Below are 21,454 nucleotides of genomic sequence, written 5' to 3'. Positions count from 1 at the left end.
ACGACGTCATCGCCCTCATCGCAATGTAGCAAACAGCCGGCCATTCCGTTGGGTCCCATCGTTATCGGCAGCTTGCTCTTCGCGTGGCGGTGGCTCGTTCTTTTAAACCCTGGCGCCAACGAAATGCGCCGCCTGGGCGCCGGCTTCATACCACATTTCCTTCACCGTCCTGAAGCTCGGCTCGATGACATCGGTCACCGGCAAGGGCAGATCGGCTTCAGGGATATGGCCGAGGATATGGCCGGCAAGCACCTTGCCGAAGACGGTGCCCGGCGCGATGCCGCGACCATTGTAGCCGGAGAAACCGACGACATTGGGCGCGAACTTGTGGAAGCGCGGCAGCGCGTTGTCGGTCATGCCGATCTTGCCATACCACTCGCATTCGAAGGGAATCTCGCCGAGCTGCGGGAAGAGTTTCCTGATCGATCGCCGCGCCCAGTTCTTGTGCACGGATAGGCCGGTATTGCGCAGCGCCCCGACGCTGCCGAACACCAGCCGGCCAGCCTGATCCATGCGGAAGGACGACAGGATTTCCTTGGTATCCCATGCACCTTCGCGCCCAGGCAGTACCGATTTCGCAAGATTGTCGCCAAGGGGCACGGTGGCAAAATTGAAGTAGGGGAGGTGCACCTGTTCGTTTCGTACCTGTTCCCAGGGGCCGGTGCTGTATGCATCTGTCGCGACGACGATCCAATTGGCGCTGACCTTGCCGGCGTCGGTCGATACCACCCATTTCGTACCGCTCTTTTCCGTCGAAGCGACCCGGCTGCCGGTGTAGATGGCAACGCCGGCCTTGATCACGGCATGAGCGAGGCCACGCGCATAGGCAAGCGGCTGCAGCGTGCCGGCACGCATGTCGAGCAGAGCGCCGGCATAGGCGGCGCTGCCGATACGGCGCTCCGTCTCCTTGGCATCGAGCACCGTCACCGGCTCGCCGCGCTTGCCCCACTGACGCGCCCGTTCCTCGATTTCCTTCAAGCCTGCCGGGCCGACGGCGCAATGCAGCGTGCCGTTGCGCTCGAGTTCGCAGGCGAAGCCATGCTTGTCGATCAGCTCCATCACCAGTCGCGGCGCATTGCCGAGAAGGTCGAGAAGCCGCTCGCCATGAATGGCGCCGAGCTCTCCGGGAAGGTCGTCGGGCATCACCCACATGCCGGCGTTGATGAGGCCGACATTGCGCCCTGCCCCGCCGAAGCCGATCTCGTTGGCCTCCAGCAACACGACGCTGCTGCCCGCCTCCGCGAGATGGAGCGCCGAGGATAATCCGGTATAACCGCCGCCGACCACGACGACATCGGCGGAAACATGACCGGCAAGCGGCTCTGTCGCCGGCGGCTGCGGCGCAGTCTTTTCCCAAAGGCCATGGGAACGGGGATCATTCAGCATGAAATCGGTCCAATCGACAGAGGCAATCGCGGCAATCTAGCGTTACACTTGCCATTGCGAAAGCGGCAAGGACGACATCCGGTAGACGGAACATGATGCCGAAATCGTGATCGGTTTTCGAACGCGATCATGCTCCACTTCTTTGGTTCCAGAGCGGATTCAGATTTTAGGTCGAACGGATCAAAAATCATCCGGCTCCGGAGAAAAACTTGCGTGGCCGCGGCGCTTTCGAGCATTATAGGGAAACGCTGGCCGCCGTTTCGGCCGCCGAAAGAACCAGGACAATCTCATGAAGCCTATTTTCGTTCAGCTCCAATGCGCACCGGGTAAAACCTATGAGGTCGCTGATGCAATCTACCAGACGGAGCTGGTGTCGGAACTCTATTCCACTAGCGGCGAATACGACCTGCTGATGAAGGTCTACATCGTTGAGGAACAGGATATCGGCAAGTTCATCAACGACCATATCGCCAATATCCCCGGCATCATCCGCTCGCTGACGACCCTGACCTTCCGAGCGTTCTAAAGAGGGCTAGGGTGAGGGGCGATGCCAATCACCCTGTCCCCTCACCTCGCCAGCTCAATGCGCTTCAGCACCCGCTGCGCCATTAACCCTCTTGCCCGAAACAGCGCGGCCTTCGCCCGCGATTAAGCCCTTTTTAACCGCTCGGGTGATCTGCTTTGCCGGCTGATCAACAAGCGGCGCGCTGCAGCGCCGGATTGCCGGCACGTTGCCTGGCATAGGGGTCGAGGGTGAGTAGATGACATCGGCTGTTGCGGATATTCAGGCAAACAAGCAAACCGCGCCGCTGATCGTACACGTCGTGCGCCAGTTCCTGCCGAACAAGGGCGGCCTGGAAGACGTGGTTGCCAATCTCTGTCGGCAGCTGATCGCCCGCGGCTATCGCGTGCGCGTCGTCACCTGCAACAGCCTATTCTCCGATCCCACACGCAAACTCCCGGCAAACGAGACGATCGACGGCATCGAGATCGTGCGTATTGCCTGGTCCGGTTCCAGCCGCTACCCGCTGGCACCGCAGGTGTTCCGCCATATCTCCGACGCCGACCTCGTGCACGTCCATGCCGTCGATTTCTTTTTCGACGCGCTCACCTGGGGCAAGCTGATGCATGGCCGGCCCATGGTCGCCACCACCCATGGCGGCTTCTTCCACACGCCGAAATACGCCGCCATCAAGAAGATCTGGTTCAATACGGCAACGCGGCTTTCGGCGCTCGGCTATAACTCCGTGATCTGCTGCAGCCAGTCCGATGCCGCGCTCTTTTCCAAGATCGCCAAAAGCCGCGTGCGCCTCATCGAAAACGGCGCCGATGTTGGCAAATTCGCCAACTGCGCCGCGCTGGAGGCACGCCGCCGCATCGTCACCATCGGCCGTTTCTCGGTCAACAAGCGGCTCGATCGCATGCTCGACGCCATGAAGGTTCTGGCCGCCCGCCACGCCGACTGGCACCTCGATATCATCGGCGCAGTCTCCGATCTCGACAAGCCGACGCTTGAGAAAGAGATTGCTGCCCGCGGCCTCGAACAGAACGTTTCGCTGCATGTATCGATCGACGACTGCTCGATCCGCAACATTATCGCTCGCGCTTCGCTCTTTGCCTCGGCCTCCGAATATGAAGGCTTCGGCCTCGTGGCAATCGAGGCCATGAGCGCCGGTCTCTTGCCGGTGCTGAACACCAATGAAGCCTATAAGGCGATGGCCGAAACCCATCCGGCACTGATGCTCTCGGATTTCTCCGATCCGGAAGCCGCCGCCGATAGCCTGACCGCCGCGTTCGAACGACTTCAGGCTGATGACCTAACATTGCGGCAGGAACTGCTGCGCGATGCCCGCGCCTATGCGTGGGACGAGGTGGCGCAGCGCTATATGGATGTCTACTCCCAAACCCTGGCTCCGAAGGGCAAGTCGCCTCAGCTGCTGCGCCAACGCGGCCAGGCCGCATAGCCCTCCAGAATCCCCAGAAGCCACGCACGCTTGTAGCGCGCCGCATCGCGCTTAAGACTGACCAAGGCCAAAAGCCAACCTGTGATGGGCCTGAGCAGGCGGTACGCCACGTAGGGAAACGGAAACGCCTGTTTGCGAATAAGCGCACCGAAGCCACGCCCATATTTGCGCGCCCGCTCTACCTGCCGCGGACCATAGTCGGTAGTAACGCGATCATGATGGACGATCAGGTTCGGAAAGAATCTTACCCGATTGCCGACGGCAAGCGCCCGCAACAGAAAATCGGCCTCTTCACCGCTCTGAAAGGGCGATTCCGAGCCGACACCGAGATTTTCGTCGAAGCCGCCTATTTCTGCAAGCGCGGCACGGCGCACGAAGATGCCGTTCGAGTTGCCGCATCTGAGGTAGTTCCAACGCGTCAATTCAAGCTGGACGTCGCCGGTCGGGCTGACGGAGGTTATGCCCTCGGCATCCAGCGTGCGGCCGGTAACGATTGCAATCTCGGGATGCGCAATCAACAGTGCCTCGGCCGTGGTGAGCGTATCGGGCTCATACCAGCAATCATCGTCCGGAAAGCAAACATAGTCGCCTTCGGCGATGACCATGCCATTGTTGCGTGCCCGAGAAAGCCCTTTCGCAGATTGGGTATGACGGATGACGAACTGGGAAGAGTAGCGCTCGATGAGTTCGTTCAGGCGACCGTCGACATTCTGGTCTACGAGAATGACCTCGAATTTCCGGTATCGCTGCTCGCCCAGTGATCGAAACAGGCGTTCGAGCTGGTCGAAGCGATCGACCGTGCAGACGACAAGGCTGAACAACGGAAGCCTCCGGGCAAGTTCCACTCGACCAACATCAAAGGAGCGAATATTAGCCGAAGTAAAAAATGAACTTGGTTCAGCATTAAACCCTAAATATTAAGGCATATGAAATAAAGCTGACGCTATCTCCGCGAAGAGCCGGATGCCTATTGAGTTTCGGCGAATTGAGGGACGGTCATCTTCATGACGAAGAGCATCATGGCAAATTCGGTATTGAACGCTGTAGCCGGTTTGAGCCTGCTCGCGACCGGCTTTGCATGTTCGATCATTGCCGCGCGTCTGCTCGGCCCGGAAGCCAACGGTATCATCGCCTTCTCGCTGTGGCTGACGACGACGGGGGCGCTCGTTGCCGAACTCGGAGCGGGCGTTACCCTGCTGCGCCTGCTGCCGCAATTGAAGGGACGAGGCTACTCGACGGAGGAGCGGCTTGGCTTTGCTGCCTATCTCCTGCAGCCGACGATCCTTGCCACGGTTGTCCTGCTCGTCGGCTACGTCGCCTACTATTGGGATACGGAGCGGCTGCATTGGGCCGGCGATGCATCCGCCGTCGTCGCCATCACCGGCGTATTCTTCGTTCTTCAGTCGCTCGGCGCCTACAGCAAGAATTATCTGATCGGCGAGCAGCAGCTCGGCGCGTTTCTGCGCCTCACCCTGATGAGCTCGGGCTTGCAGTTGGTGACCGTACTGATCGGCGCGATCTTCTATGGCGTCAGCGGTGCTCTTGCCGGCTATGCGATCGGCCAGCTGCCGATGTTCTTTGCGACCCTAAGGATCGCCATCGCCCGCAAAAACAGCTGCGGCGTCGGCCTCGCCTCTCTCGTCAGCTCCTCGCTCGTTCTTTCCGTGGAGCTCGTCAACAGCTCGATCTTCCTCAACCGCATCGAACTGCTGTTCCTGCAGCACTACTGGGGCATCGAAGCGGTCGGCTTCTATGCCGTGGGCCTGTCGCTCGCCAATCTGGCGCTGCAGCTGCCGGTGCAGTTGAGCGGCAGCCTGCTGCCCTATTATTCCGAGCAGATGCATGCACGCGCCTCCGACAAGCTGCCAGTGCACGTCTTTGCCGGCGTGGCGCGCAGTCTGGCCTACATCACGCTGCCGATGAGCTTCGGCCTTGCGGCCATAGCACCCGAGCTGGTGGTGACGATCTTCGGCAAGCCCTTCGAGCCGAGCGGCGGCATGGTGGCACTTCTGTCCCTGACCGCGGCGCCCTACGTCGTCATGCAGATCTGCACGCAATATCTCTACTCGCTCGATCGCGTACGCGAGCGCACCATCATCGGCCTCATCGGAAGCGTCGTCATGGTCGTCGGCTGTTTCATCGCCGTACCCTTCTATGGTGGCGAAGGCGCTGCACTCGTCCGCTTCCTCGCCTTTACCGCCATCTGCCTGCTGATGGTGCGGCGCATGGAATTCGAAGGTTCGACGCGCGGCATGATGCTCAACCTCGCCAAGGTGACGATGGCAGCCATTCTCTGCGCCGCTACCGCCTACAGCTTCGTTCAAGCCTTGGCCGGTATTGCAGGGCTGGTGGGCGCCATCATTGCGGGTGCTCTCGCCTATGGTATCGCCCTCAGGCTGTTGAAGGCGGTGCCGGCCGAGGACATCGACGTCCTGCAGAGAGTTGCGGCGCGGCTGCCTGCCCGCACGCATCCGATTGCTGTTCACGCTCTGGCGTTATTGGCGCCGCGTCGAATGTAAGGAGAAAATAATGGCTGGTTGGGGAGCCGCCGAAGATCAACACGAAACGAAAGACATAAGATCGGCTGCAATGCCAGTGACCTTCGCCGGCACGGTCGGGCTGTTTATGGCCGCCGCCAAGCCATCGGCAGGCACGGCGGTATTGTTTCTCAGCCCCTGGGGCTTCGAGGAAATGTGCCTCCGAAAATTCTGGCGGATCCTGGCGGAAGATCTTTCCGATGTCGGTATAGCCAGCCTGCGTTTCGACTATACCGGCACCGGTGACGCACTCGACTTTGCCGACGACGGCGAAGGTCTGACGTCTTGGGAAAAGACGGCACTTGCCGCCGCGGCAAAGTTGAAATCACTTTCCAGCTGCGATCGTCTAATCCTTATCGGCCAGGGCCTTGGCAGCGTCATCGCCAGCCGGCTGGCGGAGCGCACTACCGAAATCGACGGCATCGCCTTTCTCGCACCCGTCACCTCCGGCCGCGCGCATCTGCGCGAACTGACCGTCTGGTCGAAGATGATCGACGAGAGCATGGGTCTTTCGGAAGCGCAGCGCCAGACGGAAGGCGTCACCGTCGCCAGCCTGCGCATGCCCGACACGGTTGCCGACGCCGTCAAGAAGCTCAATTTGATGAACCTTGCCGGGCTCGCAACTCCAAACTGCCTGGTGCTTGCAAGACCCAACCGCCCGGGCGATGCGGACTTTGCCCGCCATGTCGAGACATTGGTCCCGCATGTCGAGCAAGCAATATATGAGGGCTACGACGATCTGGTGTCCAACCCCACCATTGCCGTCATGCCTGCAATCGCTGGCCACAAGGTCGTGAAGTGGGCAAAGTCCATTGCCGGCCAATCCGGCGTCTCTGCGCCGAACGATCCCGAGGTAGCGAGTGCCGCATCGCTCGTCGGCGAAGGCTTTGTCGAAACGCCGCTGCGCTTCGGCAAAGGAAAGCGCCTCTACGGCATTCTCTGCGAGCCTGAGGGCAAACGTAAAGGCGCGACAGCGCTACTCTTGACCACCGCCTATGACAGGCATGCCGGCTGGGGACGGATGTCGGTCACTATGGCGCGGGCACTTGCCCGCGACGGCATTGCCTCGCTGCGCTTCGACACCGCCAATGTCGGCGACAGCCCTCCACTCCCCGATGCACCGGAACAAGTGCTCTATTCAAAGGAGCAGCAACGCGACGTCGCCGAAGCGCTCGACCTCCTGGAAGCACGCAGGCTTCTGCCGGCCTTTGCCATCGGCCGCTGCAGCGGCGGCTATCTCGCCTTCCAGGCAGCGGTGCGCGATACCAGATGCCAAGGCCTCGTGACAGCCAACCCCTACAGTTTCTCCTGGGACGAAAGCCGGTCGGTCGACGAGGCCCTGCGTTTCGCCCCGCGATCGCTTGAAACCTACGGACGGAAATTCCTGCAGCTGGAAACGCTGAAGCGGCTTTTGGGCGGACAGATCGATGCAAAAAGCGCGTTGCGCAACCTTGCGACCGTGCTCAGCCGCCGCGCCATGCGCTCAGGGCGCCGATTGCTCGGCGTCTTGCCTTTCCTTGCCGGCGCTCAAGGCCCGGTCATCAACGGCTTCCGCGCGCTCTCCAAGCGCCGGGTCGACATATCGCTGATCTATAGCGCCCACGACATCGGCCTCGATCATCTCCGCGAGCAGTTCGGCCAGGATGCGGCTGGCCTGAAGCAGTTCCCCGAGATCCGTCTTACTCTCATTGCCGAGGCGGACCACAATCTGACCCCTCCCGATGCACGCAGGATTTATCTGCAGGAGGTGAAGGAGATGGGATTGAGGCTTGGAAAGGCTTGAATCTCGACTGCAATCATCGACCGCAATACTCGCCATCTCAGGCGGTTGCTGTATAGTTGCTCCATGAGGCTCCTGATCGTCGAAGACAATCGCGAACTGGCGTCCTGGCTCAGCAAGGCGCTGCGTCAGGCGCAATATGTCGTCGATATCGCCTATGACGGCGAAGATGCCGAACATATGTTGAAGGTGGCGGCCTATGCCGTCGTCATTCTGGACCTGTCGCTGCCTAAAATGGACGGATTGACGCTGCTGAAGCGCCTGCGCCAGAGCGGCAACAAGGTGCCGGTCATCATCCTGACGGCCAATGCCAGCCTGGACGGCCGGGTCGCCGGCCTCGACAGCGGCGCCGACGACTACCTGGCCAAACCCTTCGAGATTGCCGAGCTCGAGGCGCGCATCCGCGCCGCCGTTCGCCGCGGCCACGATCGCGCCGCACCCGAAATCGCCGTCGGCGACCTGCTGTTCGATGGCGGCACCCGGCAATTCTATCTTGCCGGCGAAGCCCTGTCGCTGACCCCACGTGAACATGCCGTGCTCGAACATCTCGTCATGAAGGCCGGAACGACCGTGACCAAGGCGACGCTCTCGGAAAGCGTCTTTGGCTTTGACGATCTCGCCGATACCAGCGCCATCGAAATCTACGTCCACCGCGTCCGCAAGAAGCTTGAAGGCAGCACCGTGCAGATAGCGACGCTTCGCGGACTGGGCTACCTCCTCCGTCATGCGCAGTGAGGAAACTCCCCCGACGAAAGGCCGCCTGCGCCGAACCATCCGGGCACTGAAGAATAGCCTGCGCGTCCAATTGTTCGCCTGGGTGGTGTTGACGCTGATCGGCGCGATCTGCGTCAACCTCTACCTCAGCTTCCGGACCGCCGATGCGACCGCCAAGCTCGTCACCGATCGCACCCTACTCGCTTCGGCTCGGGTAATCGCAGAGGCCGTACGTGTCGATGCTAGCGGCACCGTGCAGAGCGACATCCCACCCGCCGCATTGGAGATGTTCGATACGGGCTATGGCGACCGCGTCTTCTACCAGGTCGTGACGGCATGGGGGAATCTTGTCGCCGGCTTTCCCGATATGTCGCGGCCAAAGCGCGACATGATCGGCGAGGACAGGACCTTTCGAAGCGACGGCGTCCGCATGCTGATGCTGAGCCATCCTGTGGTCGGCCTCGGTCAGGACGGCACGATTTCCGTCGCCGTTGCCGTGACCCACAACAGCCAATATGCCATGCGCCGCAGATTGTGGCTGTCGGATTTCACAAAGCAGCTCGCGCTTGTGCTGATCGCCGGCCTCGTCACCATTCTCGGCCTGCAGCGCGGCTTGTCGCCGGTGCTGCGGCTGCGGGACGCAGTGCGCGAGCGCGGCCGCCAGCGGCTGGACCCGCTCGAGCCGGACATGGTGCAGAGCGAACTGCGCCCATTGGTGCACGCCCTCAATGACCACATGGAGCGCGTACAGAACCAAATGGCGGCGCAACGTCGCTTCGTTTCCAATGCTGCCCACCAGCTACGCACACCGCTTGCGCTCATCTCGACGCAGGCAAGCGTTGCCGCGCGAGAAACCGACGACCGCAACCGCGACGAGGCGCTGGCCGCATTGCGCTCCAGCACGCGGCATGTCACGCGGCTTGCAAGCCAGCTTCTCACGCTCTCACGCGCCGAGCCAGGCAGCCGCCGGCCGCGAAACGACACTATCGATCTCGCAGACACGGCCCGGCAAGTGTTGCAAACCCTGGCGGAAGAGGCATTGCGCCGGAATATCGATCTGGGGCTGGAAGCCGACGAAACGCCCGTTCGCGTCGAGGGCGACGGCACCATGCTGCGCGAAATGCTGGTCAATCTTGTCGACAACGCCTTGCGCTACACGCAGCCTGACGGCCGAGTCACGGTCGGTGTCGGACGGGAAGACGATACGGCACTGCTATGGGTGGAGGATAATGGACCGGGCATTCCTGAAGCCGAGCGCGGCCAGGTGTTCGAACGCTTCTATCGCATCATGGGCACGGAGCCGGAAGGCAGCGGCCTGGGGCTCGCAATCGTCCGCGAAGTCGTCGATGGCGCCGGCGGATCTGTGACACTCGCCGATGCCGGCGGCGGCGGCTTGTTGGTCAGCGTACGCCTGCCGGCCGTGTGAGAGTGCAGGCCGCGGTGCCGGTGGGATGGTCTCGTCTCCTCGCTTGCGGGGGAAGGAGGCCCCTGTGCCCGCACAGGCAAAAAAGGCCGGGCAAAATGCCCGGCCACTGGCCTTGGGAGGCACCAGAAAGCAGTGCTTAGTGCGTATCGAGGCTCTGCTGCGGACGCCAGCGGGTGATGCGGTTCTCGATGACCGTCATCACATATTCGGCACCGAGCGTGACGACCATCACGAGGATGATCGCGGCATAGAGGCCGGCTGCGTCATAGGTGCCCTTGGCGATCGAGATCAGGTAGCCGATACCGGCCAGCGATCCGACGAATTCGCCGACGATGGCGCCGATGATGGCGAAGGAGAAGGAGATGTGCAGGCTCGCAAAAATCCAGCTCATTGCCGACGGCAGAATGACGTTGCGGGTCACCTGCCAGTTTGAAGCACCAAGAATGCGCGCATTGGCGATCATGTTGCGGTCGGCTTCGCGAACGCCCTGGAAGGCATTGGCGAACACGACGAAGAACACCATGATGAAGGCGAGCGCCACTTTGGACGGCAGGCCGAGACCCATGATCATCACGAAGATCGGCGCGAGAACGACGCGCGGGATCGAGTTGATCGCCTTGATATAGATCGACAGGATATCGGAGGCGAGCTTGTTGCGGCCAAGGGCGACGCCGACGAGAACGCCTGTGACCGAGCCGATGATGAAGCCGATCAGCGCTTCTTCCATGGTGACGCCGAGATGGTACCAGAGCGAGCCGCTTTCGGTGCCTTCGCTGATCCAGTCCCAGAGGCGCAACGCAATACCGTATGGGCTAGAATAGAAGAACGGATCGATCCAGTGCAGGTCGGAAGCGACCTGCCAGAGACCGAGGATGGCGAGCAGAATGCCGATCTGCCAGGCCATGACGACATACTTGCGACGAGCGAGCGCCTTCAGCGCTGCGGCTTCGATTTCCGCGTCCGAAGTACCGGCGCGGAAGATCGGAGCATTGCCTGCTTCGAGAGCTGTGTTTGCCATGATCAATCCTCCCTTATGCCGCTTCCGCGGCACGGCGATAGCTGGTTTCGACTTCTTCGCGCAGGTCGTCCCAGATCGTCTTGCAATAATCGATGAAGTTTTGCTCGTAGCGGATCTCCGAGACGACGCGCGGGCGTGGCAGGTCGATGGTGTAGACCGACTTGACCGTCGCGGGGCCAGCCGTCAGCACATAGACCTTGTCGGCGAGCGCCACCGCTTCTTCGAGATCGTGCGTCACGAAAACAACCGACGCCTGGCGTTCGGCCCAGAGCTTCAGAAGCTCCTCATGCATGACCGTACGGGTCTGCACGTCGAGCGCCGAGAAGGGCTCGTCCATCAGCAGAATTTCCGGCTCGTTGATGAAGGTCTGCGCCAGCGAGACGCGCTTGCGCATGCCGCCCGAGAGCTGATGCGGATAGTGATGCAGGAACTTCGAAAGGCCGACGCGGGCGAGCCAGTCCTTGGCCATCTTCTCGGCCTCGGCCTTCGACTTGCCGCGGAAAAGCGGGCCGGCCATGACGTTTTCGATGACATTCTTCCAAGGGAAGAGCGCATCCGTCTGGAAGGCGAAGCCGACGCGCGGGTCGATGCCATTCACCGGGCCGCCCATCAGGCGAACTTCGCCGGCGCTCGGCTTGGCAAGTCCGGTGACGAGATTGAGCGTCGTCGACTTGCCGCAGCCCGTTGGTCCGACAACGGCGACGAATTCGCCGCGCTCGACGGTCATGTTGAAATCGCGCAGTGCGGTCAACGATTTGCCGGTCGGCGATACGAAACGGCGACTGACATTGATGAGCTCGATCGCCGGGGTGCGGCGTTCATCCTGTTGCATGGTGCTGATCCTGACGCGTGCCTTCAGGGCGTGCACGCAAAGCCCAGTGAACTGCGAAGTCTCTTGAACTGCCGCTTCCAGAACCCGCCGGAAGCGGCGTTATGACTGCTTACTTGACGTTCTTGACGAATTCCGTCGTGTACGTCTTCGACAGATCGATCGTCTTGCCCTTGACGTTCTTGGAGAACTGCGAGAGCACGGCGAGAACGGTCTTCGGACCATCTTCCGGCATCACGCCGTCGGCCGTGAACATTTCCTTGCCGGCGTCGAGAGCCTTGATGTAGCCGTCCTTATCGCCGACATAGAAGTCCTTCGGCATCTTGTCGGCAATTTCGGCTGCCGAATGCGTATGGATAAAGCGCAGCGTCTTCACGAAGGCGTTCGCCAGCTTCTGCACTTCTTCCTTATGCGCGTCGACCCATGCCGCATCCATATAAAGCGAAGCGGCCGGATAGGTACCGCCGAGCGCTTTCTCGGTTCCCTTCAGCGTGCGCAGATCGACGAGGATCTTGGCTTCGCCCGTCTTCAGGAGGCGGGAAATCGTCGGCTCGGTGGTCATGCCTACCTGGATGGCGTCCTGCTGCATGGCGGCGATGAAGGTCTGGCCGGCACCGACCGGAACCGGCGTAACATCGGCAGGGGAGAGACCAGCCTTCGACGCCATGTAGAGCGTCAGGAAGTTGGTGGACGAGCCGAGGCCGGTGACGCCGGCGCGCTTACCCTTCAGATCGGCGAAGGACTTGATATCTGGATACTTGGCCGAAACCAGCTCGACTTCGCCGGGCGCCTGGCTGAACTGCACGACAGACTTGATGAACTTACCTTTGGCCTGCAGGTCGACACAGTGATCGTAGAAGCCGACGACGCCCTGAACGGCGCCAGCCAGCAGCTGGTTTTCGGCGTCGACGCCGGCGGATTCGTTGAGAAGCTCAACCTCGAGGCCTTCGTCCTTGAAGTAGCCGAGGGATTCGGCGAGCTTGGCCGGCAGATAGATCTGCTTTTCGTAACCGCCCACCATGATGGAGATCTTATCGGCAGCATTGGCAGCCGTCGCAGCAAGCGAAGCAGCAGTCATGACGAGGGAAAGGGCTACGGTATGAAAAAAGGTGCGCGATGAACGCATCAATGTCTCCTCCTGTTTAAATCATTGCGCCATGCGACGCTGCAGAAAAGGTGCTTCCTCCACGAAGCTTAGCCAAGCTAACCCAGACTACCTTTCAGCTAGCTTTCAGCTTTCTCCCCCTTCGATGCGACATTACAATTTTATTAACGTGAACGCCGGCGGCACAGTATGTGCCGCCGGCGTTCGTCTTTCACTTCGCGATTTGACGGAAACTCAGCCCCTTCAGGGACTGGAACGGTGCTCCAAACTATTTGGCGTTCTTGACGAATTCCGTCGTGTAGGTCCTCTTCAAGTCGATCGACTTGCCCTGGACGTTCTTGGAAAACTCGGAAAGAACAGCCAGAACGGTTTTCGGACCGTCTTCGGGCATGACGCCATCCGGCGTGAACATTGCCTTGCCGTTTTCGAGCGCCTTCACATAGCCTTCCTTGTCACCGACATAGAAGTCCTTCGGCATTTTATCGGCGATCTCGGCGGCCGAATGGGTGTTGATGAAATGCAGCGTCTTAACGAACGCGTTCGCAAGCTTCTGCGTTTCCTCCTTGTGATCCTTAACCCAAGACTCCTGCATATAAAGAGACGCGGCCGGATAGGTTCCGCCCAGGGCAGCTCGCGTTCCGTCCATCGTCCGCATGTCAATGAGAATTTTGGCCTCGCCTGTCTTCAGGAGACGCGAGACCGTCGGCTCGGTCGTCATGCCGGCCTGGATGGCATCCTGCTGCATGGCGGCGATGAAGGTCTGGCCGGCACCGACCGGAACGGAGGTGAACTCCCCGAGCTTCAGGCCTGCCTTGACGGCCAGATACTGCGTCAGAAAGTTGGTTGAGGAACCGAGGCCGGTCACGCCGAGGTTCTTGCCCTTGAAATCGGCGGCGGCCTTGATCTCCGGATGTTTGGCCGAGACCAGCTCGACTTCGCCGGGCGCTTGGCTGAACTGCACGACCGATTCGACGAACTTGCCCTTGCCTTGAAGGTCGATGCAGTGATCATAGAAGCCAACGACGCCCTGGACGGCACCTGCCAGCATTTCGTTTTCCGCATCGACGCCTGCAGGCTCGTTGAGAAGCTCGACGTTCAGACCTTCATCCTTGAAGTAGCCGAGGCCTTCGGCAAGTTTGGCCGGCAGATAGATCTGCTTCTCGTAGCCACCCACCATGATCGAGATCTTATCGGCGGCATGTGCCGCTGGGGCTGCAAAGGAAGCAGCGGTCATGACGAGGGATAGGGCTACAGTGTTAAAAAGAGTGCGTGATGCACGCATTAATGTCTCCTCCGGTTTGAACGCTCGCGCCATGCGACGCTGCGAAACATGCTTCCTCCACGAAGCTGAGCGAGCTTAAGACAGGCAACCTTTCAGTCGGCTTTCAGTGCGCGATCCCAAGGGACGAGATTGCAGGTTTATTTCCTTGGTTTTGGCGGTGCAAATTTGACCGCTCTCAGCATCGGAGCACCAGAGAGTCGGATCGCTTTACAATGAGAAGCGCTGCCCGATCTTGGCAACTGCTGCGGCGCGACTATCTAAGATCCATGCTTTCGCCGAGGGGCCAATCCATGAGAAGCGCAGCCTTAGCCGTTACTCTATCCGCACTCATGGTCGCCGGGCCGGCATCGGCGATCTCCCGCTATGAGTCGCTGAGCAAAACTTGCGCTGCCATTCAGCAGCTCATCGCCAGCGAACGCGCCGTCATATTGCGCTATCCCGCGAAGGGAGCCTCTCTTGTCCTCTACGATCGCTTTGTCTCCGGCAACGGGCAATGCAGCGTATCCGATTACGCTGCACGCACCTCCGTCCCGACCAGGGACAACCCGCTATGCCCGGTCTACAACTGCAGGGCATCATCCGCCTTCAATCCGCATTGACGCGAATCGGCTTTTCTGCCGTTTATTCGCCTGTCTTGACACAAGGCCTGACTGAAAAAGACTTTTAGTTGAACTCTACCCATATTTAACACACATTTTGCGGGCAGGTTGCTAACATGCCGCTTACTCTACTGTGTCGTAGGTGAGGTGGCGTCCACTGGGGCCCCCTATACTGATCAAGGAGATTGCGCAGTGAGTGCAAAAGTACCGAATCCGATCGATGCCTATGTCGGCTCCCGTGTGCGCACGCGGCGGCTAATGCTTGGCATGAGCCAGGAGCGGCTTGCCGAGCAAATCGGCGTTACCTTTCAACAAGTGCAGAAATACGAGAAGGGCACCAACCGCATCGGTGCCAGCCGGTTGCAGGCGATTGCGGGTGTCCTCGCCATCCCGGTTGCGTTTTTCTTCCAGCAGGATAGCAGCCAGCCACTGAACACGGACGGCCTGGGTACGATCAATGGTCTCGAAGATCTCTCGGAGTTTCTGACGTCCAAGGAGGGCCTGAACCTCAACAAGGCCTTCATGAAGATCACCGATCCAGGTATCCGCCAATCCGTGCTAACGCTGGTCAAGTCGCTGGCGAATGCCTCCGAACCACAGAGCGGTCATGTAGGACGGGCAAGCGATACATCGATCAGCCTTCACAGCTGAAGCTCGGACGACCGAACAGAGTAGAACAAAGGCGCGCATCGGCACCGATGCGCGCCTTTGTTCTTTCAGCTTCGGCGTTCATCCACCATCGTCAATCGCGAAAGGGGTATTTTACTGCCGACCTGGCATCGAACCCTTGCTTTCGCATCTTGCAGATTGCGATCTCTACTTCATCGACAACCAAAAATGGTGTCACGCTTTATGTCACGCGCCAAGTCGTGAAACACTCGTTATGATTTGCTCATATTCTGGATCGGATACGTTCATCCGCCCGGAATTGGGGGCAATAGAGGGTGTAGCATGACAGCAGTATTTCCGATCGGAGCAACGAACCAGGATCCGGAGTCTCTCAAGGAACTGGCATCGATCGCTCGACTTATCACTTACGCGCGTCAGAGCGCGAAAAACCTAAATGCGGAGTTTCCGGTCTGGTGCCTGGATCTGGCGCTCGGGGCAGTGCTGCAGGAAATGTACGCAAATGGCCTGCAGACATCCTTGTTCGAAGAGGGCGCGGACACGGCGAATCTGGCCACGGCGCATTGATTGAGCCACATCAGGCTTTGAGGGAGCATATAGAATGCCGGTATGGTTGGCGCACCCTATCGGCATCTTCCTTGAGGCAAGGGAAATGCATCGGGACCAAAAGACTGAGCATTTCCACGAAAAGTGCTGAGCATTTTTCCGTCCGGAATGTATAAAGAAGCAAAAGAATGAGCGTTCTCGCTGTTCGATGAGGGGTGGAAGTGCTCCGGGACTGCCTACCGGCCATTCGTTCGCGGCTGCACGCCCGCAACGAAAATTGCGATGCACTGACGCAAGTGCCGCAGGCGCGTTTCCCGATCCGGCCAATCGTTGGGGTGGCCGGGTTTGGAAACCATCGCGCCGAAGATCATCGTCATCAGCATACGCGCGCCGCTTAGGACATCGGCAATCTCGATCAAACCGCGCTGGCATTGCTGGTCTAGCCAGTCGGCAAGCATCTGCTGCGACTGTTTTGCCCCATAGGTGTGCAGCAACGTCGCAATCTCCGGATATTGCCGAGACTCGGCTATGGCGAGATGCACGAAAGCTTCCCTCTCGCGCTCCTTGGCTTCGTCGATATCGATCATGAAAATCTGCTCGAGCGCTTCGCCGAGCGGCAGGTTCTCGTCCGGGTCACGCGGCAAGGCCAGCATCGAAGCGCGATGCTCGGCGATGATCGCCATGAAGAGATCCGTCTTGCCGGGAAACAGGCGATAAAGGGTCTGTTTCGAGATCTTGCAGCGCGCAGCGACGAGATCCATCGTCGTACCACCGTAACCAAGTTCATAGAATGTAGCCCGCGCCGCTTTGACGATTTCGGCTCGCCGCGCGTCATCGCTCACCGTTTTGGGACGGCCGCGCGGGCGGCGTGTCGCAGCCTGATCCGCCTTGCCTCCCCGCTGTTTTGTCAGCGCCTCCATCTTAACCCCGACGACTGAATGCGATTGACATTTCAACCAATACAAATATTTTCCGTACGAACTCGTACTGTAAATAAGGCAACAGGAAATAGCAACGTGCGAAAGCTTGCCTCTTCCACCTCTGCATCCGCATCTCCCACGGTATCCGCTCGCCTTCTGTCCACCCGTACGGCGCTGGTCGCCGCAGGGGTTGCAGCCATGACGCTTCTGGCCGGCTGCAACGAACAGAAGGCCGCCCAGAACAACGCACCGGTCGTAAAGATCGACGTCAGCGCTATGGCGCTGCATCCGCAATCCGTCGCCATCACCGCCGAACTGCCCGGCCGCACCAGCGCCTACCTCGTCGCGGAAGTGCGGCCGCAGGTCGGCGGCATCATCCGCAACCGTAATTTCAAGGAGGGCAGCGAGGTCAAGGAGGGCGACGTCCTCTACGAAATAGATCCGGCCTCCTACCAGGCATCCTATGATAGCGCCGCCGCTGCCCTGCAGAAGGCGCAGGGCGCGGTGCCGAGCGCGCAGTCGAAAGTGGACCGTTACAAGAGCCTCACGCAGCAGGACGCAGTCAGCAAGCAGAACTTGGACGATGCCGTTTCGGCTCTGGCTCAGGCAAATGCCGACGTGGCTTCCGCAAAAGCGGCCCTTGAAACGGCACGCATCAATCTCGACTACACCAAGATGCGCGCGCCGATCGGCGGTCGCGTCGATGCCTCCACCGTCACCGTCGGAGCTCTCGTGACCGCCGCCCAGACGACGGCGCTGACCACGATCCGCAAGCTTGATCCGATCAATGTCGACGTCACGCAGTCGAGCACCAATCTGCTTGAGTTCCGCCGCGCGGTTGCCGAAGGCCGGCTGAAAACCAGCGGCGACAACGTCTCGGTGCATCTGACGCTCGAAGACGGCAGCCAGTACAAGGAAACCGGCACGCTCGAATTTGCCGAATCCTCCGTTGCCGAAACGGTCGGCACGATCACCGTGCGCGCCACCTTCCCCAATCCCGATCGCATCCTGCTGCCGGGCATGTACGTGCGCGCCACCATTCAGGAAGGCATTGCCGAAAACAGCTTCCTCGTGCCGCAGCGTGCAGTTTTCCGCAACACCAAGGGTGAGCCGACCGCCATGTTCGTGACCGCAGAAAACAAGGTTCAACAGCGCGTCATCAAGGTGCAGCGCAGCATCGGCAACAGCTGGCTCGTCAACCAGGGCATCAAGGAAGGCGACCGCGTCATCGTCGAAGGCAGCCAGCGCGTCCGCGACGGACAGGAAGTCACCGTCTCTCCCGTCACCATCGACGACGCAACCGGCGAAGTGAAGCAGGCAGCCGCCACGGAAACCAAATCCACGGAGCAGGCCGAATTGGAAAAGACCGATACCAAGGCCGCCTCCGGCGCCCAGAAGTGAGGTTAGACGATGTCTCGTTTTTTCATCGACCGGCCGATCTTTGCCTGGGTCATCGCCATCGTCATCATGCTGGCGGGTGCGCTGTCGATCCTGACGCTGTCGATCTCTCAATATCCGCAGATCGCGCCGACCACGGTCAGCATTAGCGCCACCTACCCGGGCGCTGATGCCGCAACCGTCGAAAACTCGGTGACCAAGGTCATCGAACAGGGCATGACCGGTATCGACAATCTCGATTACATGACGTCGACGTCGACCTCGACGGGTCAGGCCTCGATTTCGGTGACCTTCACCAACAAGGCCGATCCCGACGTCGCGCAGATGCAGGTGCAGAACAAGCTGCAGCTCGTCACAGCGCAGCTGCCGCAGACTGTGCAATCGACGGGTATCGTCGTTTCAAAGTCGACGTCGAACTTCCTCATGGTCGTCGGCTTCGTCTCCACCGACAACAAGCTGAACTCGAACGACCTCGCCGACTATGTTTCCAGCACGCTCAACGATACGCTGAAGCGCATCGACGGCGTCGGCAACACCCAGATCTTCGGTGCGGGCTACGCCATGCGCATCTGGGTGAACCCGGACAAGCTGGCCAAATACCAATTGATGGTGAGCGACGTCACCGCCGCGATCCAGGCGCAGAACTCGCAGGTTTCGGCCGGACAGCTCGGCGCACTACCACAGCGCAAGGGCCAGCAGCTCAACGCAACGGTAACGGCCAAGAGCCGCCTGCAGACGCCGGAACAGTTCGAAAACATCATCCTGAAGAGCCAGCCCGATGGCTCGCTGGTGCGCATGAACGATGTCGCAACCGTCGAGCTCGGGGCCTCGTCCTACACGACGTCGACCACCTACAACGGCCATCCGTCCGCCGGTCTGGCCGTCATGCTTGCCTCGGGCGCCAACGCCATCAGCACAGCCGAGGCGGTCAGATCGACCATTACGAACCTGAGCCAGACCCTGCCACCGAATGTCGAGATCGTCTATCCCTACGATACGACGCCCTTCGTGAAGCTGTCGATCGAGGACGTGGTCAAGACGCTGTTCGAAGCGATCGTGCTCGTCTTCATCGTCATGTTCGTCTTCCTACAGAACATCCGCGCCACGCTGATCCCGACGCTCGCTGTTCCGGTCGTTTTGCTCGGCACTTTCGGCGTGCTTTCGCTCTTCGGATACTCGATCAATACATTGACGATGTTCGGCATGGTGCTAGCCATCGGCCTCCTCGTCGACGACGCCATCGTCGTGGTCGAGAATGTCGAGCGCGTGATGGAGGAAGAGGGATTGTCGCCGCGCGAGGCGACGATCAAGTCGATGCAGGAAATCACCGGTGCGCTAATCGGTATCGCCACGGTCCTTTCGGCCGTGTTCATCCCGATGGCCTTCTTCTCCGGCTCGGTCGGCATCATCTATCGCCAGTTCTCTGTGACGATCGTCTCGGCGATGGTACTGTCCGTGATCGTCGCGTTGATCCTGACCCCTGCGCTTTGCGCCACGCTTCTGAAGAAGCCGAAGCACGGCGCCAAGGAAAGGGGTGTCTTCGGCTGGTTCAACCGCAACTTCGAGCGGGGAACACGAGGCTATCAGCGCACCGTTCACGGCATGATCCGCCTCAGCATCGTCTTCCTGCTTGTGTTCGTACTGATAGGCGGCGCCGTCGCCTATCTGTTCAATCGTCTGCCGAGCTCGTTCCTGCCGGATGAAGACCAGGGTATCCTGCTGACGGCGATCCAACTGCCGCCGGGTGCTACGGAATCGCGGACCTGGGCCGTACTCGATCAGGTGAGAGACTACTACCTCAAGAACGAAAAGGACTATGTCGAAGGCGCATTCGCCGTGGCGGGCTTCGGCTTCAGCGGCCAAGGCCAGAACGTCGGCATCGTCTTCGTCAGATTGAAGGATTTTGATCAGCGCAAGGCGCCGCAGTCGAAGGCGCAGGCCATCGCCGGTCGCGCGATGGGGGCTTTCTCCAAGATCAAAGACGGCAGCGTCTTTGCACTGGCACCACCGGCAATCCCGGGCTTCGGCAGCTCGAGCGGCTTCGATTTCTTCATCAAGGACATCAACGGCGCGGGCCACGCGGCATTGATTGCCGCCCGCAACCAGCTGCTGGGTGCGGCCGCCAAGAATCCAAAGCTCTTCGGCACCCGTCCGAACGGCCAGGAAGATACGCCGCAATATTCGGTCAATATCGACCAGGAAAAAGCGAGCGCGCTGAATATCACCCTATCGAATATCGACTCGACTTTGTCGACCGCCTGGGGTGGTACCTACGTCAACGACTTCATCGACCGCGGCCGCGTCAAGCCCGTCTACGTGCAGGCTGACAAGGACTTCCGCATGCAGCCAGAGGATTTCGGTCGCTGGTATGTGCGCAACACCAGTGGCGACATGGTGCCGTTCTCGGCATTTGCGAGCGGCAACTGGACCTACGGTTCGCCGCGTCTGGAACGCTATAACGGCTCGTCTGCCGTCGAAATCCAGGGCGCTGCGGCTCCGGGTGTTTCGTCGGGCGATGCCATGAACGAGATCGACAAAATCATGGCCAGCCTGCCGCCAGGCTTCAGCCATGAATGGACCAGCCTGTCGGCGCAGGAAAAGCTTTCCGGCAATCAGGCTAGCCAGCTCTATGCCATCTCGATCCTGGTCGTCTTCCTGGCGCTCGCCGCCCTCTACGAAAGCTGGTCGATCCCGCTCGCCGTCATGCTGTCGGTTCCGATCGGCATCTTCGGCGCGCTGCTGGCCGCAACCCTGTTCGGGCAATCGAACGACGTCTACTTCAAGGTCGGTCTGTTGACGACCATCGGTCTGGCGGCCAAGAACGCCATCCTGATCGTCGAATTCGCCATCGAGCAGCAGAACCAGGGTAAGAGCCTAATCGATGCGACCCTGGAAGCGTCCAGACAGCGTCTGCGACCGATTCTGATGACCTCGCTCGCCTTCATCCTCGGTGTTCTGCCGCTGGCGATCGCCAATGGCGCAGGTTCGGGCAGCCAGAACTCGATCGGTATCGGCGTCATGGGCGGCATGATCTCGGCGACGGTGCTCGGCGTGTTCTTCATCCCGCTGCTCTTCGTCTCGGTGCGCCGCATCTTCAAGGGCGGAGTGAAATCGACGGCAACGACACCGCCTGGCGACGCACCAGCCACGGATACCGCACACTAGCGGACGGCCTGCCCGCCTCCCGGCATCGGGAAGCGGGCTTCGATCTCGCCACCGTTCAAGCAAAGGGCTCCTGCGACATCGCAGGAGCCCTTTTCATATCGTGCTGGCCCCGGAGAAAGCAGCTTGCCGCAACATTGTCCGTGCGCCATTCGTGCCAC

At 60.2% G+C, this 21,454-nt stretch carries 18 protein-coding genes; 11 read left to right on the top strand and 7 right to left on the bottom strand.

Annotation, left to right across the window (positions count from 1 at the left end):
* Positions 1 to 102 precede the first annotated feature (102 nt).
* Entirely contained in the window at positions 103 to 1,386 is a 1,284-nt protein-coding gene (locus QD461_RS05710) for an NAD(P)/FAD-dependent oxidoreductase (RefSeq protein WP_414086844.1), read from the bottom strand.
* Positions 1,387 to 1,675: 289 nt separating this feature from the next.
* On the opposite strand from QD461_RS05710, the gene QD461_RS05705 reads away from it, so the two are divergent.
* Both QD461_RS05705 and QD461_RS05700 read left to right on the top strand, forming a co-directional pair.
* A complete protein-coding gene (locus QD461_RS05705; protein ID WP_414086843.1) occupies positions 1,676 to 1,912 on the top strand; it encodes an Lrp/AsnC ligand binding domain-containing protein in 237 nt (78 codons plus the stop codon).
* A 235-nt stretch (positions 1,913 to 2,147) separates the two neighbouring features.
* On the top strand, positions 2,148 to 3,350 hold the full coding sequence (locus QD461_RS05700; protein WP_414086842.1) for a glycosyltransferase family 4 protein: 1,203 nt from the start codon (positions 2,148 to 2,150) through the stop codon (positions 3,348 to 3,350).
* Here the strand turns inward: QD461_RS05700 and QD461_RS05695 are convergent.
* Positions 3,317 to 4,171: a glycosyltransferase family 2 protein gene (locus QD461_RS05695; RefSeq protein ID WP_414086841.1), complete on the bottom strand. Its 855-nt coding sequence runs from the start codon at positions 4,169 to 4,171 to the stop codon at positions 3,317 to 3,319. The two genes, QD461_RS05700 and QD461_RS05695, sit on opposite strands and share 34 nt — an antisense overlap.
* 183 nt (positions 4,172 to 4,354) lie before the next feature.
* Between QD461_RS05695 and QD461_RS05690 the strand changes: the two genes are divergently transcribed.
* From QD461_RS05690 to QD461_RS05675, 4 genes are all read left to right on the top strand, one after another.
* Positions 4,355 to 5,869, top strand: a complete 1,515-nt coding sequence (locus tag QD461_RS05690) for a lipopolysaccharide biosynthesis protein (protein ID WP_414086840.1) — start codon at positions 4,355 to 4,357, stop codon at positions 5,867 to 5,869.
* 10 nt (positions 5,870 to 5,879) lie between these two features.
* Complete coding sequence (locus QD461_RS05685) at positions 5,880 to 7,670, top strand: alpha/beta fold hydrolase (RefSeq protein ID WP_414086839.1); 1,791 nt, start codon at positions 5,880 to 5,882, stop codon at positions 7,668 to 7,670.
* Positions 7,671 to 7,733: 63 nt separating this feature from the next.
* Positions 7,734 to 8,402 carry a response regulator gene (locus QD461_RS05680; RefSeq protein ID WP_184704475.1) on the top strand — a complete coding sequence of 223 codons (669 nt, stop codon included), beginning with the start codon at positions 7,734 to 7,736 and terminating at the stop codon, positions 8,400 to 8,402.
* The gene (locus QD461_RS05675) at positions 8,392 to 9,807 is read left to right on the top strand and encodes a sensor histidine kinase (protein ID WP_414086838.1); all 1,416 of its coding nucleotides are present in this window, start codon (positions 8,392 to 8,394) and stop codon (positions 9,805 to 9,807) included. Before QD461_RS05680 ends, QD461_RS05675 begins: the two co-directional genes overlap by 11 nt.
* 136 nt (positions 9,808 to 9,943) lie before the next feature.
* Here QD461_RS05675 and QD461_RS05670 read toward each other — a convergent pair whose 3' ends face one another.
* The 4 genes from QD461_RS05670 to QD461_RS05655 form a co-directional block, all read right to left on the bottom strand.
* Positions 9,944 to 10,825, bottom strand: a complete 882-nt coding sequence (locus QD461_RS05670; protein WP_414086837.1) for an ABC transporter permease — start codon at positions 10,823 to 10,825, stop codon at positions 9,944 to 9,946.
* 13 nt (positions 10,826 to 10,838) lie between these two features.
* A complete protein-coding gene (locus tag QD461_RS05665; protein ID WP_113359050.1) occupies positions 10,839 to 11,657 on the bottom strand; it encodes an ABC transporter ATP-binding protein in 819 nt (272 codons plus the stop codon).
* A 109-nt stretch (positions 11,658 to 11,766) separates the two neighbouring features.
* Positions 11,767 to 12,780, bottom strand: a complete 1,014-nt coding sequence (locus QD461_RS05660; protein ID WP_414086836.1) for an ABC transporter substrate-binding protein — start codon at positions 12,778 to 12,780, stop codon at positions 11,767 to 11,769.
* A 247-nt stretch (positions 12,781 to 13,027) separates the two neighbouring features.
* Positions 13,028 to 14,041, bottom strand: coding sequence for an ABC transporter substrate-binding protein (locus QD461_RS05655; protein ID WP_414086835.1), 1,014 nt, complete (start codon positions 14,039 to 14,041; stop codon positions 13,028 to 13,030).
* A 290-nt stretch (positions 14,042 to 14,331) separates the two neighbouring features.
* On the opposite strand from QD461_RS05655, the gene QD461_RS05650 reads away from it, so the two are divergent.
* The 3 genes from QD461_RS05650 to QD461_RS05640 all read left to right on the top strand — a co-directional run bounded on the left by QD461_RS05650 (position 14,332) and on the right by QD461_RS05640 (position 15,834).
* Positions 14,332 to 14,640 (top strand): hypothetical protein, encoded by a 309-nt coding sequence (locus QD461_RS05650; protein ID WP_414086833.1) that lies wholly within the window; start codon positions 14,332 to 14,334, stop codon positions 14,638 to 14,640.
* A 192-nt stretch (positions 14,641 to 14,832) separates the two neighbouring features.
* Positions 14,833 to 15,291, top strand: coding sequence for a helix-turn-helix domain-containing protein (locus QD461_RS05645; RefSeq protein WP_184704489.1), 459 nt, complete (start codon positions 14,833 to 14,835; stop codon positions 15,289 to 15,291).
* Positions 15,292 to 15,591: 300 nt separating this feature from the next.
* Entirely contained in the window at positions 15,592 to 15,834 is a 243-nt protein-coding gene (locus QD461_RS05640; RefSeq protein ID WP_414086832.1) for a hypothetical protein, read from the top strand.
* Positions 15,835 to 16,049: 215 nt separating this feature from the next.
* Here the strand turns inward: QD461_RS05640 and QD461_RS05635 are convergent, their stop codons facing one another.
* Complete coding sequence (locus QD461_RS05635; RefSeq protein WP_414086831.1) at positions 16,050 to 16,733, bottom strand: TetR/AcrR family transcriptional regulator; 684 nt, start codon at positions 16,731 to 16,733, stop codon at positions 16,050 to 16,052.
* A 96-nt stretch (positions 16,734 to 16,829) separates the two neighbouring features.
* Between QD461_RS05635 and QD461_RS05630 the strand changes: the two genes are divergently transcribed.
* Together QD461_RS05630 and QD461_RS05625 are read left to right on the top strand one after the other, a co-directional pair.
* Positions 16,830 to 18,134: an efflux RND transporter periplasmic adaptor subunit gene (locus tag QD461_RS05630; RefSeq protein ID WP_414086830.1), complete on the top strand. Its 1,305-nt coding sequence runs from the start codon at positions 16,830 to 16,832 to the stop codon at positions 18,132 to 18,134.
* Positions 18,135 to 18,143: 9 nt separating this feature from the next.
* Complete coding sequence (locus QD461_RS05625) at positions 18,144 to 21,296, top strand: efflux RND transporter permease subunit (protein ID WP_414086829.1); 3,153 nt, start codon at positions 18,144 to 18,146, stop codon at positions 21,294 to 21,296.
* The last annotated feature ends 158 nt before the right edge of the window (positions 21,297 to 21,454 follow it).

This window comes from Rhizobium sp. BR 314 (assembly GCF_047445805.1).
In the GTDB taxonomy this organism is placed as follows: Bacteria; Pseudomonadota; Alphaproteobacteria; order Rhizobiales; family Rhizobiaceae; genus Rhizobium; species Rhizobium lusitanum_B.
This window is presented reverse-complemented; position numbering and strand designations above follow the sequence as displayed.

Coding starts and splice junctions, on each gene's coding strand:
- QD461_RS05710 (WP_414086844.1), bottom strand. CDS start 1,386: ATGCTGAATGATCCCCGTTCCCATGGCCTTTGGGAAAAGACTGCGCCG.
- QD461_RS05635 (WP_414086831.1), bottom strand. CDS start 16,733: ATGGAGGCGCTGACAAAACAGCGGGGAGGCAAGGCGGATCAGGCTGCG.
- QD461_RS05625 (WP_414086829.1), top strand. CDS start 18,144: ATGTCTCGTTTTTTCATCGACCGGCCGATCTTTGCCTGGGTCATCGCC.
- QD461_RS05700 (WP_414086842.1), top strand. CDS start 2,148: ATGACATCGGCTGTTGCGGATATTCAGGCAAACAAGCAAACCGCGCCG.
- QD461_RS05665 (WP_113359050.1), bottom strand. CDS start 11,657: ATGCAACAGGATGAACGCCGCACCCCGGCGATCGAGCTCATCAATGTC.
- QD461_RS05640 (WP_414086832.1), top strand. CDS start 15,592: ATGACAGCAGTATTTCCGATCGGAGCAACGAACCAGGATCCGGAGTCT.
- QD461_RS05680 (WP_184704475.1), top strand. CDS start 7,734: ATGAGGCTCCTGATCGTCGAAGACAATCGCGAACTGGCGTCCTGGCTC.
- QD461_RS05655 (WP_414086835.1), bottom strand. CDS start 14,041: ATGCGTGCATCACGCACTCTTTTTAACACTGTAGCCCTATCCCTCGTC.
- QD461_RS05705 (WP_414086843.1), top strand. CDS start 1,676: ATGAAGCCTATTTTCGTTCAGCTCCAATGCGCACCGGGTAAAACCTAT.
- QD461_RS05650 (WP_414086833.1), top strand. CDS start 14,332: ATGAGAAGCGCAGCCTTAGCCGTTACTCTATCCGCACTCATGGTCGCC.
- QD461_RS05685 (WP_414086839.1), top strand. CDS start 5,880: ATGGCTGGTTGGGGAGCCGCCGAAGATCAACACGAAACGAAAGACATA.
- QD461_RS05670 (WP_414086837.1), bottom strand. CDS start 10,825: ATGGCAAACACAGCTCTCGAAGCAGGCAATGCTCCGATCTTCCGCGCC.
- QD461_RS05675 (WP_414086838.1), top strand. CDS start 8,392: ATGCGCAGTGAGGAAACTCCCCCGACGAAAGGCCGCCTGCGCCGAACC.
- QD461_RS05690 (WP_414086840.1), top strand. CDS start 4,355: ATGACGAAGAGCATCATGGCAAATTCGGTATTGAACGCTGTAGCCGGT.
- QD461_RS05660 (WP_414086836.1), bottom strand. CDS start 12,780: ATGCGTTCATCGCGCACCTTTTTTCATACCGTAGCCCTTTCCCTCGTC.